The 17,119-nt window shown below is 58.0% G+C and carries 13 protein-coding genes; 3 read left to right on the top strand and 10 right to left on the bottom strand.

Going from position 1 to position 17,119, the window contains the following annotated elements; translation table 11 throughout:
- Positions 1-100: 100 nt before the first annotated feature.
- Positions 101-2,404, bottom strand: coding sequence for a methyl-accepting chemotaxis protein (locus V6582_RS12150; RefSeq protein WP_337739299.1), 2,304 nt, complete (start codon positions 2,402-2,404; stop codon positions 101-103).
- A 105-nt stretch (positions 2,405-2,509) separates the two neighbouring features.
- On the opposite strand from V6582_RS12150, the gene V6582_RS12145 reads away from it, so the two are divergent.
- The 3 genes from V6582_RS12145 to V6582_RS12135 all read left to right on the top strand — a co-directional run bounded on the left by V6582_RS12145 (position 2,510) and on the right by V6582_RS12135 (position 6,270).
- Entirely contained in the window at positions 2,510-3,601 is a 1,092-nt protein-coding gene (locus tag V6582_RS12145) for an IS5 family transposase (RefSeq protein WP_349508847.1), read from the top strand.
- Between the two features lie 508 nt (positions 3,602-4,109).
- Positions 4,110-5,045, top strand: a complete 936-nt coding sequence (locus V6582_RS12140) for a tyrosine recombinase XerC (protein WP_337739220.1) — start codon at positions 4,110-4,112, stop codon at positions 5,043-5,045.
- 214 nt (positions 5,046-5,259) lie between these two features.
- A complete protein-coding gene (locus V6582_RS12135; RefSeq protein ID WP_234889632.1) occupies positions 5,260-6,270 on the top strand; it encodes a TraB/GumN family protein in 1,011 nt (336 codons plus the stop codon).
- Between the two features lie 96 nt (positions 6,271-6,366).
- On the opposite strand, the gene lpdA is transcribed toward V6582_RS12135, so the two are convergent.
- The 9 genes from lpdA to mdh all read right to left on the bottom strand — a co-directional run bounded on the left by lpdA (position 6,367) and on the right by mdh (position 17,111).
- Positions 6,367-7,773 carry a dihydrolipoyl dehydrogenase gene (gene lpdA, locus V6582_RS12130; RefSeq protein ID WP_156631283.1) on the bottom strand — a complete coding sequence of 469 codons (1,407 nt, stop codon included), beginning with the start codon at positions 7,771-7,773 and terminating at the stop codon, positions 6,367-6,369.
- 110 nt (positions 7,774-7,883) lie between these two features.
- Complete coding sequence (locus V6582_RS12125; RefSeq protein ID WP_156631284.1) at positions 7,884-8,525, bottom strand: LysE family translocator; 642 nt, start codon at positions 8,523-8,525, stop codon at positions 7,884-7,886.
- Positions 8,526-8,558: 33 nt separating this feature from the next.
- Positions 8,559-8,972, bottom strand: coding sequence for an MAPEG family protein (locus V6582_RS12120; RefSeq protein ID WP_060718886.1), 414 nt, complete (start codon positions 8,970-8,972; stop codon positions 8,559-8,561).
- A 113-nt stretch (positions 8,973-9,085) separates the two neighbouring features.
- A complete protein-coding gene (gene odhB, locus V6582_RS12115; protein WP_156631285.1) occupies positions 9,086-10,315 on the bottom strand; it encodes a 2-oxoglutarate dehydrogenase complex dihydrolipoyllysine-residue succinyltransferase in 1,230 nt (409 codons plus the stop codon).
- 57 nt (positions 10,316-10,372) lie between these two features.
- Entirely contained in the window at positions 10,373-13,369 is a 2,997-nt protein-coding gene (locus V6582_RS12110; protein WP_156631286.1) for a 2-oxoglutarate dehydrogenase E1 component, read from the bottom strand.
- 172 nt (positions 13,370-13,541) lie between these two features.
- Positions 13,542-14,444: a succinate--CoA ligase subunit alpha gene (gene sucD / locus V6582_RS12105; RefSeq protein ID WP_015917395.1), complete on the bottom strand. Its 903-nt coding sequence runs from the start codon at positions 14,442-14,444 to the stop codon at positions 13,542-13,544.
- Positions 14,444-14,824 (bottom strand): hypothetical protein, encoded by a 381-nt coding sequence (locus tag V6582_RS12100; RefSeq protein WP_156631287.1) that lies wholly within the window; start codon positions 14,822-14,824, stop codon positions 14,444-14,446. Before V6582_RS12100 ends, sucD begins: the two co-directional genes overlap by 1 nt.
- Positions 14,825-14,828: 4 nt before the next feature.
- Positions 14,829-16,025 (bottom strand): ADP-forming succinate--CoA ligase subunit beta, encoded by a 1,197-nt coding sequence (gene sucC / locus V6582_RS12095; protein WP_156631288.1) that lies wholly within the window; start codon positions 16,023-16,025, stop codon positions 14,829-14,831.
- A 123-nt stretch (positions 16,026-16,148) separates the two neighbouring features.
- Positions 16,149-17,111 carry a malate dehydrogenase gene (mdh, locus tag V6582_RS12090; RefSeq protein WP_015917398.1) on the bottom strand — a complete coding sequence of 321 codons (963 nt, stop codon included), beginning with the start codon at positions 17,109-17,111 and terminating at the stop codon, positions 16,149-16,151.
- Positions 17,112-17,119 lie beyond the last annotated feature (8 nt).

Below are 17,119 nucleotides of genomic sequence, written 5' to 3'. Positions count from 1 at the left end.
TGCGCCGGACCATGCCCCCGAACAGAACAAAATGGAACCGGAAATTTACGCCGTAATGGCCCGCATCCGACACCGGGATGGATGTGGGCAATCCGGTTGCTCACCCCACCCGCCGCAAGCCGGTCGACGGCTGGGAACCGGTGGCTCCATGGGCGGGGTGCAGATTAAACCGCCGGACCAGATCAAGCAGAACTGTAGCCTCGGAGGCCAGCGCCGCACTCGCCGCATTGGTTTCCTCGACCATGGCGGCATTTTTCTGGGTGACCTGATCCATCTGGTTTACAGCGGTGTTGACTTCGGACAAGCCAACCGACTGTTCGCGCGCAGACAGAGCAATGGCATCCATATGCCGATTGATCGTCACGATATAATCCACAATGGTCTTCAGCGATTCGCCGGTATTGCGCACCAGTTCCACGCCTCTGTCCACTTCCACCGTCGAATTGCGGATCAGTTCCTTGATTTCACGGGCCGCCTGGGCAGAGCGCTGGGCAAGCTCGCGGACTTCCTGAGCGACAACAGCAAATCCCTTGCCAGCCTCGCCCGCGCGCGCCGCTTCCACGCCAGCGTTCAGCGCCAAAAGATTGGTCTGGAAAGCGATCTCATCAATCACCCCGATAATATTGGCGATCTGACTGGACGATTGTTCGATACGCTGCATGGCATTGACCGCATCCGCCACAACCCGGCCCGAGCTGGTCGCGCTGCTATTGGCCTCGACGGCGACTGTTCTGGCTTCCTCGGCACGCTTGGAGGAATTGCCGACATTGGCGGTGATCTGGTCCAGGGCTGCCGCCGTCTCTTCCAGCGATGCCGCCTGCTGTTCCGTGCGCTTGGACAGTTCATCGGAACTGCCGCTGATTTCCAGTGAGCCATTGTCAATCGATTGCGAGGCCTGGGTCACGGCGATCATTGCCTCGCGCAACTGGGTGATGGCCGCGTTGAAATCGGCCCGCAGGCTTTCGAATTCCGGCGCGAAAGGCTGGTCCAGCCGGAACGTCAGATCGGCATTGGCAAGATGCTTGAGGCCATCGGCAAGGCCGGACGTGGCCTGGGCCATCGCCTCGGCCCGCAACCTGTCGACTTCTGCGGTGCGGCGACGTTCGGTTTCCGTCGTCAGGCGGCTGGCGGCCGCATCCTGCTCCAGTTGGCGGTTGGCGACGGCATTGTCACGGAACACCCCGACCGCATCGGCCATGGCACCGATTTCATCGGCCCTGCCTGCGCCGGGAATGGTGATATCCGTCTCGCCACCGGCAAGCTGGCCCATGCTGGCCGTCATGGCCCGAATGGGCTTGGCAATGCTGAGCGCCACGAACCACATGGCGCCAATACCGCCAGCCGCGATGACAAGGGCGACGATCGCCTGAAAGATGATATCGCTGCCGCCGCGCTGGGTCAGCGCCTGGTCCAGGTTGATTGCCTCAGCCATCGCCACCGGCCTGGGTACGGACACGATCACCGACCATGGAGTTTTAGTACGCCCGATGACGATTGGGGAAAATGCCCGAAACTGATCAGCATCGGCGAGAACGTCCGCCTTGCCAGCCTGGATCATAGGCAGAAGGCTGGAGAGCGCCGGTATCGTCTTGTCAAAACGCTGCCCGATTGTATCGGGATGCTCGCTATCAGCGACCACCAGCCCCTTGTAACTGACGATCTTGACCCCGGCCTTGCCGCCGTAGATCGAGGCGCGTACTTCCTCTGCCAGCTTCTGCACGAAGCCGAGATCGAAATCGGCCCCGGCGACACCTCGAAACTTGCCATCAATCATGATCGGCACAGACATGGTGGCAAGAAACACGTTCTTGCCCTGAACGATATAGGGCAATGGATCGAGAATGCTCTCGCCCCCGCCCTGCTGCGGGCCGATATACCAGCCGCCCTTCATCACTCCATTCGGATGCAATTCCGCACTGTCATATTCGACAAGCGGTTGAATGGCGATCTTGCCCGCCGCATCCCGGGTCCAATAGGGCAGGAAGCGCCCCGTCGCATCGGATCCCAGATCGCGGCGGTCGCGAAACTGGCTGTCATTGCCATCAAGCGCGTTCGGCTCCCAGGCGCTATAGGTGCCGTTGAAACGTGGATTATCCTTGAGCAGGTTCAGCAACATGGCGTTAAGCTGCCCGCGCCTCAGCTCCAGCGCCGTACCACTGACCTTGTCGCCTGCAACGACCTCAAAACTGCGTGCCAGGTTCCGTGCGGCATCGAAAGCGCCATCCAGCGATGACCGGATGATGCCCGACTGGGTGGAAGCGAGCGTGGAGAGAGCTTCACGGGTTTTGGCTTCGGTGAGCTTGGTGACGTTATCGCCGACAAAATCCCTTGTCTGCCCGGCGGAGACAATGCCATAGCCGACCAGGCCAGCCGTGGCCGACAGGACGCAAAGACCTGCAAGCACGGCTATTTTCATTTGTATGGACTTAAACTGGACACCTCTAAAAACCTCCCCATTTTCCGCGTTTCATGATTCAATCCGGCCAGTGTGATTTTCTGGGAGCGGATGATGCGTGGGCAACCGGGCTTTTGGGATTTGGATGATCGTTACGAACGGCTGAGTGCCGTCGGCGATCCGCTGGAGAAGCTCAACAGCATCATTCCATGGGCGATATTTGAAAAACCTTTAGCGAAGGCGCTGAAGCGGTCCGACGGATCGAAGGGTGGACGTCCACCATTTCCGTCGGTTCTGATGTTTAAAATCCTGGTGCTGCAAGCGCTTTATAATCTCTCCGACGACCAAGCGGAGTTTGTTATCCAGGACCGGCTGTCGTTTATGCGTTTCCTTGGCCTTTCCCTTTCGCAGAAGGTGCCGGATGCCAAGACGATCTGGCTGTTCCGAGAGAGTTTGGTGCGTGCAGGTGCCATTGATAATCTGTTTGCCCGTTTCGACAAGCATCTCTCACGTTCCGGATATCTGGCCAAAGGCGGGCAGATCGTTGACGCCACGATCATCCAGGCTCCCAAGCAACATAACAGCCAGGACGAGAAAGACGCGATCAAGGCCGGCGAAATCCCTGAGGACTGGAAGGATAAACCCGCCAGGCTGGCCCAGAAGGACCGCGACGCGCGATGGACAGTGAAGTATTCCAAGGCGAAACGGCCAACGGAGACGCCGACGTCGACGACGACTGGCCAGCACGATATTGCCATTCCAATGTTTGGTTACAAAAACCATGCAGGCATCGACCGAGCCCATGGCTTTATCCGGGGATGGACGGTGACGAGTGCGAGCGCCCATGACGGAGCCCAGCTTCGAAACGTAGTGACCAAAGACAATACCGCGTCGACGGTCTGGGCCGATACGGCCTATCGCTCCAAGACCAACGAGGAATGGTTGCAGGACAATGGCCTAAAGTCCGACATCCATCAGAAGAAGCCAAAGGGCAAACCCATGCCGGAGGCGATGTCGCGCGCCAACGGCCGTCGTTCGAAGGTCCGCTCCGCCATCGAACATGTCTTTGCGCGGCAGAAGGACAAGATGAAGCTCTTCGTGCGCACCATCGGAATCAGCCGAGCGAGGGTGAAGATCGGCATGGCCAATATCACCTACAACATGCTTCGCTATGTCTGGCTGACTGGAAAACCACGGACCGCATAACGCGCAGCTGGCCGGAAGGCCGAAATGCATGCCGCAGATGCGGCAATCATCACAAAAAATGGGCGATCATCCGCGCGAGTTCATCGCGGAAATACATCCACGGCACCATCTTGCCAACTGCGACCGGTAAATCGAGGTGTCCAACTGCATATTGGTTTCTTTCGCCAGCCGAGATCTTCCCGCAAGATCTCCAGATTGGCTACCATTTAGATATTCTGAATATTAATAGATTCAAAATTACCCCTGAATATCGACAGTATAAAACCAAAGTATAGAATCGATTTTGACGATTGCTAAACCAACATAAACTGAAAGTATTATTTAATACTGCCAATACACGCCTTGGCATACATCGCATCGGTCCGGTGACTTAGGCGCGCCGGTTAATCCTTTCCTAATGGCTCTCCGACAGGATGGCTTTGGTGTGCGATCCCTGAACTGCTTAAGACCAAGCCAGGCACCCAAGACAGACGCATTGTATGAGACGATCAATCACGAAGGCCCTGCCGTGACAGAACTGCTGTTGATTGCCGCCCCCGACCTGATGGCGGAACGCCAGAACTGGCTTGCGAGCCTTTCTGGACAAAGACGGCTCGCCGAGCATACGTTGACCGCCTATGAACGCGATACCCGTCAGTTTCTCGGATTTCTGACCGGTTATTTCGGCGGTCCTCCGTCAATCGATGACATCAAGGCGTTACGGCCTTCCGACCTGCGCGCATTTTTGTCGTCGCGCCGCAAGGAAGGTGCTGGCGCGCGCTCGCTCGGACGCCATCTCGCCGGTGTCAGGTCTCTGTTGCGCTATCTGGAGCGCAAGGGCCTGGTCAATGCTGCCGGTGCCGGTGCCATCCGTTCACCCAAGCAGCCGAAATCGCTGCCCAAGCCGCTCAGTGCCGCCCAGGCTTTGACGGTGGTGGCCGCGGAAACACAATTGAACGAGGAGCCTTGGATCGCGGCGCGGGACGCAGCGGTTTTTGCTTTGCTCTATGGCTGCGGCCTGCGCATTTCCGAAGCGCTGAACCTGACACCCGCCGATATCGTCGCCACGACGACCACGCTGCGGGTGACCGGCAAGGGCAACAAGACCCGGCTCGTGCCGCTCTTGCCTATCGTGCGGCAAGCGGTTGAAACCTATCAAAGCCTCTGCCCCTATCACCTGCCAGCCGCAGAGCCGCTGTTTCGCGGTGCGCGCGGCGGGAAATTGCAGCAAGGCATCATCCAGCGGGAAATGCAGCGGTTGCGCTCGGCACTCGGGCTGCCGGATACAGCAACACCGCACGCATTGCGCCATTCCTTTGCCACGCATCTGCTGAGCGGGGGCGGCGACCTGCGCACCATTCAGGAATTGCTCGGCCATGCCAGCCTTTCCACCACCCAGATCTATACCGGCGTGGATTCGGCACGGCTGCTGGATGTGTATGACCGGGCGCATCCCCGCGCGTGATACCAAATGTTTAAATTTGGCAAATAGGGTTCGGCAAAACGCAACCGGCGTCGCCGGGCAGACGCGTCCAGATGGACCTCAGAAAGCAGGCAGGATGTTTAAAGCCAAGAACATGTCAGCGATAAACATAAGCGTTTTCGGCTGGGCTCCCCTCCGCTTGGCTGGCCCCCGCTGGACTGCCCCCCGGTGGACTGAACGCGCCTTGGCCATCGTCATGGCCCTGCCCCTGCTGCTCCTGACGCTGCTGATTGCGGCTATCGTGTCATCGAGCTTTGTCAGGGCCGAGGACCTCTCCTGCACCGGACGCGACCTCCTGCCGGATTTGCAGCAAAAGGACCCGAAAGCCTATCAAGCGCTGGAGGCCGAAGCGGCCAAGGTTGCGAATGGCCATTCGATTTTCTGGAAGATCGAAAAGCCCGGCATTGCACCGTCCTTCCTGCTTGGCACCATGCATGTCGCCGACCCGCGCGTGCTGACAATGCCGAAAGGCGCGCCGGACGCCGCGGCGGCAGCCGATACCATTATCGTCGAATCCGATGAGGTCCTCGACGACAAGAAGGCTGGCCTCGCGCTTCTGGCAAAGCCCGAACTGTCGATGTTTACCGATGGCACAACAATTACCAGCCGCCTGACACCTGAGCAGACGGCAACGCTGGAAGCCGGGTTGAAACAACGGGGTCTGTCGCTCACCGCTGTCAACAGGATGAAGCCCTGGATTCTCGCGGCTTTCGTGGCACTTCCGGCCTGCGAAAAGGCCCGCAAAGCCGAAGGACAGTCCTTCCTCGACAAGCAGATTGCCGAAAATGCCGCCAAGGCCGGCAAGCGGGTGGTCGGACTGGAAACCTATGCCGAACAATTGGCCGCAATGAATGACCTGCCGATGGCTTTTCATTTACAATCGCTGATCGAGGCCGTCGAGCTTGGTGACAAGATCAATGACGTCAATGAAACCATGATCTCCCTTTACCTGAAAGGCGAGGTCGGCGAGATCATGCCGATGCTGCAAGCGGTTGCACCGGATGCCAAGACCGCCAAACCTGACGGCCATACCGATTTCGACCAGCGGATCGTGATCGACCGCAACATGGTGATGGCAGAGCGCGCTGGGCCGCATCTCAACCAGGGCAAGATCTTCATGGCGGTCGGCGCCTTACATCTGCCGGGCGAAAAAGGTCTGGTCGAATTGCTGCGCGCTCAGGGCTTCACCCTGACGGCCCTGCAATAAAATCAGAAAAGCCGTGGCTTGAACATCAAGCCACGGCTCTTAAGATTGCAAAACGATAATAACCGACTTCTCTCTTCTTTTAAAAAAGAGCGCAGATCACATGTGGATCGGCTTGGCGAAGGTGGCCATTGCTGCTTCCTTCACGGCTTCCGACATGGTCGGATGCGCATGGCAGGTGCGACCGAGGTCTTCCGAAGAGCCGCCGAATTCCATCAACACAGCCGCTTCATGGATCATTTCACCAGCCCCAAGGCCGATGATGTGAACGCCAAGCACCCGGTCGCTTTCCTTATCGGCGAGAACCTTGACGAAACCGTCCGTCGCCTGCATGGCGCGGGCGCGGCCATTGGCGGTGAAGGGGAATTTGCCGACCTTGTAGGCGACGCCTGCGGCCTTCAGCTCTTCTTCCGTCTTGCCGACAGAAGCGACTTCCGGCTGGGTGTAGACCACGCCGGGAATGACATCGTAATTCACATGACCATGCTGACCGGAGAGGATTTCAGCCAGCGCCACGCCTTCGTCTTCGGCCTTATGCGCCAGCATCGGTCCCTTGACGACGTCACCAATAGCGTAAATGCCGGCAACATTGGTCTGGAAGTGGTTGTCGATTTCGACGCGGCCACGGTTATCGAGCGCAACACCAACAGCTTCCAGCCCAAGGCCGGTGGTGTAAGGCTTGCGGCCCGTGGCGATCAACACGACATCGGCTTCCAGCACGGTGGCTTCGCCGCCCTTGGCAGGCTCAAAGGTCACCTTGGCACCTGTGCCGGTCTTTTCAACGGCGGTCACCTTGGCGCCGAGGTTGAATTCCATGCCCTGCTTAACCAGCATGCGCTGGAACTGCTTGGACACTTCGCCGTCCATGCCGCCGAGAATGGTGTCGAGATATTCGACCACCGTGACCTTGGCACCCAGACGCGCCCAGACCGAGCCAAGCTCAAGGCCGATCACGCCGCCGCCAACCACGATCATCTTGCCCGGCACCTTGTCGAGCGCAATGCCGCCGGTGGAGGAGACGATGATCTTCTCGTCGATATCCACGGCAACGCCGGGAATGCCAGCCACATCCGAGCCAGTGGCGATGACGATGTTCTTGGTCTCAATAATCTGTTCTTCGCCCTTGTCATTGGTGACGGAGACCTTGCCGGCAGCAACGATTTTGCCCGTGCCGATGACGCCATCGATCTTGTTCTTCTTGAACAGGAAGGACACACCTTCGACATTGGCTTTCACGGTCGCATCCTTGTGCGCCATCATCTTCGGCAGGTTCAGCACCGGCGCGCTGACATCCACGCCGAGCTCAGCCATGCCATGGGCGGCATGGTGGAACATTTCGGACGCATGCAGCAGGGCTTTCGATGGAATGCAGCCGATATTGAGGCAGGTGCCGCCATAGGTGGCACGCTTTTCGACAACAGCCACCTTCATTCCAAGCTGGGCAGCCTTGATCGCGCAGACATAACCGCCGGGGCCGCTACCGATGACAACAAGATCATATGCCATTCAATCATTCCTTCACATCAAACGTTATGCCGCCCCGTCATTGTGGGTACCGGCAAAATCACGAACAGACAGGGCCAAGGCCCGCATGAGACAAGCGCAAAGCGCTCACATTAACTGGCCTTTTCCGTCGCAAGCTTCAAACCAAGCACAATGAAGACTGCGCCGCTGATGCGGTCGATCCATTGGCTGGCGCGTGAAAAGGCCGCACGCATTTTCGGCGTCGTCATGAAAATACTGACGCCGACAAACCAGGTAATCAGGCAGGTTGCCATGACAAGGCCATAGCCGAACTTAACCGCGATCGGCGTGTGAATGCTGACCACCGTTGAGAAGATCGACAGGAAGAAAAACACCGGTTTCGGATTGAGCGCATTGGCTGCAAAACCGAGAAAGAAGGACTTGGAGATCGACTGGCGTTTATGATCCCCCGCCTCCACGCTCGGCTGCGCCGTCATGTCGGATTTACCCGCCCGCAAAGACTTCACACCGATGTAAAGCAGATAGGCGACACCACACCATTTGACGATATTGAACATGTAGATCGACTGGGAAATGATCAGGCCGAGACCGAGAATGGTGTAGGTCACATGAAACATCAGCGACGAACCGACACCGAAACTGGTAATGATCGCTTCACGCCGTCCATGTACCAGGGATTGGCGCATCACCATGGCCAGATCAGCGCCGGGAGAGACGATGGCGAAGGCGAAAATAGCCATCAGGGATGCGAGTTCAAACAGATAGGGATGCATCGACTTTCCTCACTCCGCGCCATCAGCCGCCGCTTAAAATAACAGAACCAATAGCATTGCCACCAGACCTGCCATCGAGCCCACCCATACCAGAGACCGGATATAGGGAACTCCCGCCAGATAAAGCGGAATATAAATAATCCGGCATACCAGCCATACCCAGGCACCGATCAGGCCGAACCCATGCGGATCACCAGCCAGAATGAGGCCGAATGCAAGCGCAATGAACCCCGGATAGGTCTCGCGGAAATTCGTGGAGGCCCGCGCCGCACGGCCCGCGAGCTGACCGGTCGGTTTCCTGTCGTCATCCCTCGGCCCGGCATTCCAGTTCGTCCCGAGTTCCTTGGTCGCCGTCATACCTTGCAGCATGATGTGGACGATCAACAGGATCACACTGATACCAATCAGTGGCAAAAAAGGCGAAGCGGCAAGAAAAGTTGGCTGCATGATCAGGCTCACTTTTTTGGTCAACACCATTCCAAATGGAATGCCGCTACGCTTTTCAAAGCAATTTCCGTCTTCCTTCGCCTACCGGCGGTGGAAGACATATTCTGCCAATTTTAGAGATCGAGAACCAAACGTTCCGGATCTTCCAGGCTTTCCTTGACGCGCACGAGGAAGGTCACGGCTTCCTTGCCGTCAACAATCCGGTGGTCGTAGGACAGCGCCAGATACATCATCGGGCGGATCACGATCTGGCCACCGACTACAACGGGACGATCCTGGATCTTATGCATGCCCAAGATACCGGACTGCGGCGCATTGAGGATCGGCGAGGACATCAGCGAACCGTAAACACCGCCATTGGTAATGGTGAACGTGCCGCCCTGCATGTCGGCCATCGACAGCGAACCATCACGGGCAGCCTTGGCAAGACGACCGAGATCCTTTTCGACTTCCGAAATCGACATCTGATCGGCATCGCGGATAACAGGAACGACCAGGCCCTTGTCGGTGCCAACGGCCATGCCGACATGGCAGTAGTTCTTGTAGATGATATCGGTACCGTCGATTTCGGCGTTGACGGCAGGCAGTTCCTTCAGGGCGTGGGTGACGGCCTTGGTGAAGAAGCCCATGAAGCCCAGCTTGACGCCATGCTTCTTTTCGAAAATGTCCTTGTATTTGTTGCGCAGGCTCATCACCGCCGACATGTCCACCTCGTTATAGGTGGTCAGCATGGCAGCCGTGTTCTGTGCATCCTTCAGGCGCTTGGCGATGGTCTGGCGCAGGCGGGTCATCTTGACACGCTCTTCGCGCGACGCATCGTCGGCGGAGGAGACGGGGCGCGGAGCGGCAACCGGGGCGGGAGCAGTGGCAGGCGCCGATGCACCCTTTGCGACGGCAGCGATTACATCGCCCTTCAGCACCTGGCCACGCTTGCCGGAGCCATCCACCTGATCGGCGGAGATATTGTTTTCAGCCAGCATCTTGGCTGCGGCAGGGGCTGCCGGCATGGCGGAGCCCGCAGCCGGAGCGGCAGGGGCCGCCTGTGCAGGTGTAGCAGTAGGCGCCGGGGCAGCAGCAGCAGCAGGTGCAGCCGCACCAGCCGATGCGCCTTCGGCGATCTGGCCGAGCAGAGCGCCGAGACCAACCGTTTCACCGTTCTGGGCGACGATTTCGGTCAGAACGCCCGAAGCAGGACAAGGGACTTCAACCGTTACCTTGTCGGTTTCCAGTTCCACGAGCGGCTCGTCCGCCTTGACGACATCGCCGACTTTCTTGAACCAGGTGCCGACGGTGGCTTCGCTAACGGATTCACCCAGAGTGGGGACGCGGATTTCAGTGGCCATGATGATAAATTCCGTTGATCGATATGGATTTCGAGCGAAAGGCAAGACCCGGCGGCATCAGCCGCCGAGTGCGTCCTCCAGGAAGGCTTGCAACTGGGCGAGGTGCTTGGACATCAGGCCCGTTGCCGGAGAGGCGGCAGCCGGACGGCCGGTATAGCGCACGCGCTGATACTTGGCGTCGATGTGAGCCAGCACCCATTCCAGGTAAGGATCGATGAAGGACCAGGCCCCCATGTTCTTCGGCTCTTCCTGGCACCAGACCATTTCCGCATTGCGGAAGCGGCTGAGCTCATTGATCAGCGCCTTGGCCGGGAACGGATAGAGCTGTTCGATACGCAGAAGGTAGACATCGTCGATGCCACGCTTTTCGCGCTCTTCCAGCAGGTCATAGTAAACCTTGCCGCTGCACATCACCACGCGGCGGATCTTGGCATCCTTCTGGAGCTTGATCGGACCGTCCTTGATGATCTCGGCATCATCCCACAGCAGGCGATGGAACGAGCTTTCGCCTGCCATTTCCGCCAGGGTCGACTGGGCCCGCTTGTGGCGCAGCAGCGACTTCGGCGTCATCAGGATCAGCGGCTTGCGGAAGTCGCGTTTCACCTGACGGCGCAGGATATGGTAGTAATTGCTCGGCGTTGTGACGTTGGCCACCTGCATATTGTCTTCGGCGCACATTTGCAGCCAACGCTCCAGACGGGCCGAAGAGTGTTCCGGTCCCTGACCTTCATAGCCATGCGGCAGAAGGCAGACGAGGCCGGACATGCGGAGCCACTTGCGTTCACCCGAAGAGATGAACTGGTCGAACACCACCTGAGCGCCGTTGGCGAAGTCACCAAACTGGGCTTCCCACAGGGTCAGCGCATTCGGACGCGCCAGCGAATAGCCGTATTCGAAGCCGAGCACGGCCTCTTCCGACAGCATCGAATTGATGACTTCGTAGCGGGCCTGGTTAGGGGCCAGGTTGGCCAGCGGAATGTAGCGATCCTCGGTTTCCTGATCGTAGAGCACCGAATGACGCTGGCTGAACGTGCCGCGCTCGCAATCCTGACCGGACAGGCGGATCTTGTGGCCTTCAACGACCAGCGAACCAAAGGCCAGTGCCTCGGCCATCGCCCAATCAATACCCTCGCCGGTCTCGATCATCTGGGCGCGGTTTTCCATGAAGCGCTGGATGGTGCGATGCGCTTTGAAGCCATCAGGAATGGTCGACAGCTTGCGACCGATCTCCTTCAGAGACTTCATCGGCATGGCTGTTTTGCCGCGACGCTGCTCATCGGCATTGTCGGCGGCGCGAAGACCGGACCAGACGCCATCCAGCCAGTCAGCCTTGTTGGGCTTATAGGACTGGCCAGCCTCGAACTCCTGCTCGAGATTGGCGCGCCAATCGGCCTTCATCTTTTCGAGATCGCCTTCGGTAATCACGCCTTCAGCAATCAAGCGATCGCCATAGACCTGAACAACGGTCTTGTGGGCGCGAATTTCCTTGTACATCTTTGGCTGGGTGAACGAAGGCTCATCACCTTCATTATGGCCAAAGCGGCGGTAGCAGAACATGTCCACAACCACAGGCTTGTGGAACTTCATGCGGAATTCGGTGGCCACCTTGGCGGCATAAACCACAGCTTCCGGATCATCACCATTGACGTGGAAAATCGGCGCTTCGATCATCTTGGCCACATCCGATGGATAAGGCGACGAGCGCGAGAAGCCCGGATTGGTGGTAAAGCCGATCTGGTTGTTGATGATCACATGCATCGTGCCAGCCACGCGGTGACCGCGCAGACCGGATAGGCCGAGAATTTCAGCCACAACGCCCTGACCCGCAAAGGCCGCGTCACCATGCAACAGCAGCGGCAGAACCTTGGCGCGTTCCTTCAGCGGAATCACGTCGCCTTCCCAGACTTTGGCCAGTTGGTCCTGCTTGGCGCGGGCCTTACCCATCACCACGGGGTTAACGATTTCCAGATGTGACGGGTTGGCCGTCAGCGACAAGTGAACCTTGTTGCCATCGAATTCGCGGTCGGACGAGGCACCCAGATGGTACTTGACGTCGCCGGAGCCTTCGACTTCATCAGGCTTGAACGAACCACCCTTGAACTCGTGGAACACGGCGCGATGCGGCTTGTGCATCACATTGGTCAAAACGTTCAGACGGCCACGATGCGCCATGCCGAGCACGACCTCTTCGAGACCTTCCTGACCACCGCGCTTGATGATCTGCTCCAGCGCCGGGATCAGCGATTCACCGCCATCCAGACCAAAGCGCTTGGTGCCCTTGTACTTCACATCGATGAACTGCTCGAAGCCTTCGGCCTCAACCAGCTTCTGCAGAATAGCCTTCTTGCCCTCGACGGTAAAATCAACGCCTTTATCCGGGCCTTCGATGCGTTCCTGAATCCAGGATTTTTCTTCCGGATTGGAAATGTGCATGAATTCGAAACCGAGCGTCGAGCAATAGGTGCGCTCAAGAATTTCGATCATCTCACGCACGGTGGCATATTCCAGCCCCAGAACGTTATCGATGAAGATCTTGCGGTCAAAATCAGCGTCAGTAAAGCCGTAGGATGATGGCGACAGCTCGTTGTAATCTTCAACCGCCGTGGCAATGCCGAGCGGGTCGAGCTTGGCATGCAAATGACCGCGCATGCGATAAGCGCGGATCATCATGATGGCGCGTACGCTATCACGAGTCGCCTGCAATACGTCGGTTTCAGAAACCGGCTTGCCTGTTGTTGCGGCTGCGGCTTCTGCCTTGCCCTTGACCTTGGTTTCAATGGCCTTCTCGACCAGACCCCAATTGCCATCGAGCGCCGAAACCAGATCGGTACGGGGCGTCAGCGGCCAATTGCTCCGCTGCCAGGAGGCTCCCTTGGCCGCCTTTTTCACGTCGCTTGGATTATCGCCCAGCGCCTTGAAGAAGGATTGCCACTCAGGCGATACCGAACCCGGATCGTCTTCGTAACGCGCATAAAGCTGCTCGATATAGATCGCATTCGATCCGTCCAGGAACGAGGTGATCTGAAACTGCTCGTTGGCTTCTTGCCTTGCCATGGTTTTTTGCGGGCCTCGTGCCCGCCTCCCGACTTGAGGTCATCACCGAACTATTCGACCGAATATTCGGCTTGTCGAATATCTGCCAGTCAAGGCTTGCGCTCGGCTGGACTTGAAATGCCTGCACGGGCAGACGCCATAAAGACGCCTGCCCGCTCATCTCTATGTGGTCTCAGCCCTTGAGAACTTCAACCAGCGTCTTGCCAAGGCGGGCTGGCGAGGGCGAAACCCGGATGCCAGCCGATTCCATGGCTTCGATCTTGTCTTCCGCGCCGCCCTTGCCGCCGGAGATCACAGCGCCTGCGTGACCCATGGTGCGACCGGGAGGAGCCGTACGACCGGCGATGAAGCCAACCATCGGCTTCTTGCGGCCCTTCTTGGCTTCGTCCTTGAGGAACTGTGCGGCTTCTTCTTCAGCCGAGCCGCCGATTTCACCGATCATGATGATCGACTTGGTGGCTTCGTCAGCGAGGTACATTTCCAGGATGTCGATGAACTCGGTGCCCTTGACCGGGTCGCCGCCGATGCCGACAGCAGACGTCTGGCCGAGGCCTTCGTTCGAGGTCTGGAACACAGCCTCATAGGTCAGGGTGCCGGAACGCGACAACACGCCAACCGAACCCTTGCGGAAGATCGAGCCCGGCATAATGCCGATCTTGCATTCTTCCGGCGTCATCACGCCTGGGCAGTTGGGGCCGATCAGGCGCGACTTGGACTTGTCGAGACGAGCCTTGACCTTCACCATGTCGGCAACCGGAATGCCTTCCGTGATGCAGACGATCAGCGGAATTTCAGCTTCGATGGCTTCGATGATCGCAGCAGCAGCACCGGCTGGCGGCACGTAGATCACCGATGCATTGGCGCCGGTGACATCCTTGCCTTCGGCAACGGAAGCGAAGATCGGCAGGGTTTCACCCTTGGAGCCGGTCCAGTTGCTACCGCCCTTAGCCGGATGAATACCGCCGACCATTTTGGTGCCGTAATAGGCAAGCGCCTGCTCGGTATGGAAAGTGCCGGTCTTGCCGGTCAGGCCCTGTACAAGAACCTTGGTGTCTTTATTGATCAGAATCGACATTACTCGGCTTCCTCTTCCTCGAATTCGAGGGGTTCAAATGCCTCAAAGGCGTCATTGGAAAAGCGATAGCCCATGCCCTTGGCCGGCTTCTGCGTCAACTGCTTCTCAAGGCTCTTGGACCACTGGGTATGGAACCAGTCGAAATGGCCCTGTGACTTGGAAACGCCAAGCTCACCCTTCCAGACGAACAGATCGGCATCCTTGGATTTTTCAGCGAAATAGGCGTCGGCATCATCTCTGTCGTTGAAATGCGCCCAGCGCTCAGCAACTTCACCGTCACCAGGAATCTCGCTATCCCAGCATACGAAGTAGCAAAGATTGATGTCCGTCTCGTTTGGCCCGAAAGCCTGACGTGTTACGGTCTTTGGTGTGTTTGCCATAGGCTCAAGCCGCCTTCACTGCTGCAACAATTTTCTGCGCAGCATCGTCCAGATCATCCGCCGAAATGACGTTGAGACCGGATTCGTTGATGATTTTCTTACCCAGCTCAACATTGGTGCCTTCAAGGCGCACAACGAGAGGCACGGTCAGACCGACTTCCTTAACAGCCGCCAGAACGCCTTCTGCAATAACATCACATTTCATGATACCGCCGAAGATGTTGACCAAAATGCCCTTCACAGCCGGATCGGCCGTGATGATCTTGAAGGCTGCCGTGACCTTTTCCTTGGTCGCGCCGCCACCAACGTCGAGGAAGTTTGCCGGCTCAGCACCGTAGAGCTTGATGATGTCCATGGTTGCCATGGCGAGACCTGCGCCATTGACCATGCAGCCGATATTGCCATCGAGCGCAACGTAAGCCAGATCATACTTGGAGGCTTCGATTTCCTTGGCATCTTCTTCGGTCTTGTCGCGCAGGGCCACAACGTCTTCGTGACGGAACAGAGCGTTGCCATCGAAAGACATCTTGGCGTCGAGAACGCGCATACGACCGTTTTTCATGACGATCAGCGGGTTCACTTCCAGAAGCGCCATGTCCTTTTCGACAAAGGCCTTGTAGAGGATCGGGAACAGCTTTTCAGCGTCAGCCTTGGCTTCGCCTTCGAGCTTCAGAGCCGCTGTCAGCGCAGACAGATTGTCAGCGGTAACGCCAACTTCCGGGTCGATCGCAACGCTGATGATCTTCTCAGGTGTGTCGTGGGCAACGGTTTCGATGTCCATGCCGCCTTCGGTGGACACCACGAAAGCAACCTGACCGACAGCACGATCGACGAGCAGCGACAGATAAAGTTCACGCTCGATATCGGCGCCGTCTTCGATGTAGAGGCGGTTGACCTGCTTGCCGGCAGGGCCGGTCTGGTTGGTCACCAGCGTGTTGCCGAGCATTTCAGCAACATGCGACTTCACTTCGTCGATCGAGAAAGCCAGGCGAACGCCGCCCTTGGCATCCGGGCCGAGTTCCTTAAACTTGCCCTTGCCGCGACCACCAGCGTGGATCTGGCTCTTGACGACATAAAGCGGGCCAGGAAGCTGCTTTGCGGCCGCCTCGGCTTCATCGGCGGAAAAGATTGCCACACCTTCGGCAACCGGTGCGCCAAAGCTCTTCAGCAGAGCCTTAGCCTGATATTCATGAATATTCATCGTCTGGTCCTGTGTTCGGAGCAATTCCAGAACCAGCGGTCATGCCGCCCGGCTCAGAACTGCGTTAAAACCATGCGCGGCTGCGCCATCATCCCTAGATGAAGGCGCAGCCGCCAAAGGCGATTACTTGAGAGCCGGAGCGATATTGATGCAGGCTTCGCAGAGACCGGCGACAGCGCCGACCGACTTCTGGAAGGCGGCTTCCTCGTCCTTGTTCAGTTCGATCTCGATGACGCGCTCGACGCCGCCAGCACCGATCACCGTGGGTACACCAACATACATGTCCTTGACGCCGTACTGACCGGTCAGATGCGCAGCGCAAGGCAGAACGCGCTTCTTGTCCTTGAGGTAGGATTCAGCCATCTCAATCGCCGAAGCGGCTGGTGCATAGAAAGCCGAACCGGTCTTCAGCAGGCCGACGATTTCAGCCCCACCATCACGGGTGCGCTGAATGATCTCTTCCAGGCGTTCAGCGGTGACCCAGCCCATCTTGACCAGATCGGTCAGCGGAATACCGCCGACCGTGGAGTAACGAGCCAGCGGCACCATCGTGTCGCCATGACCGCCAAGAACGAAAGCGGTGACGTCCTGAACGGAAACGTTGAATTCTTCAGCCAGGAACAGGCGGAAACGCGAGCTGTCGAGCACGCCAGCCATGCCGACGACCTTGTTGGCAGGAAGGCCGGAGAACTTCTGCAACGCCCAGACCATGGCATCGAGCGGGTTGGTGATGCAGATCACGAAGGCGTTTGGAGCATATTTCTTGATGCCGGCGCCAACCTGTTCCATGACCTTGAGGTTGATGCCGAGCAGGTCGTCGCGGCTCATGCCGGGCTTGCGGGGCACACCAGCGGTGACGATGCAGACATCTGCACCTTCGATGGCGGCGTAGTCGCTCGAACCGGTCAACTTGGCATTGAAGCCTTCAACGGGCGACGACTGCGCAATATCGAGACCCTTACCCTGCGGTACGCCATCGGCGATATCGAACAGGACGATGTCGCCCAGCTCTTTCAAGCCAGCCAGATGGGCCAGCGTACCACCGATCATTCCAGAACCAATAAGTGCGATCTTGTTGCGCGCCATTGAAGTGC

It is taken from the genome of Agrobacterium vitis (assembly GCF_037039395.1).
Taxonomy (GTDB): domain Bacteria; phylum Pseudomonadota; class Alphaproteobacteria; order Rhizobiales; family Rhizobiaceae; genus Allorhizobium; species Allorhizobium vitis_E.
The sequence above is the reverse complement of the archived record's forward strand: the minus strand, read 5'-3'. Positions and strand labels throughout refer to the sequence as shown.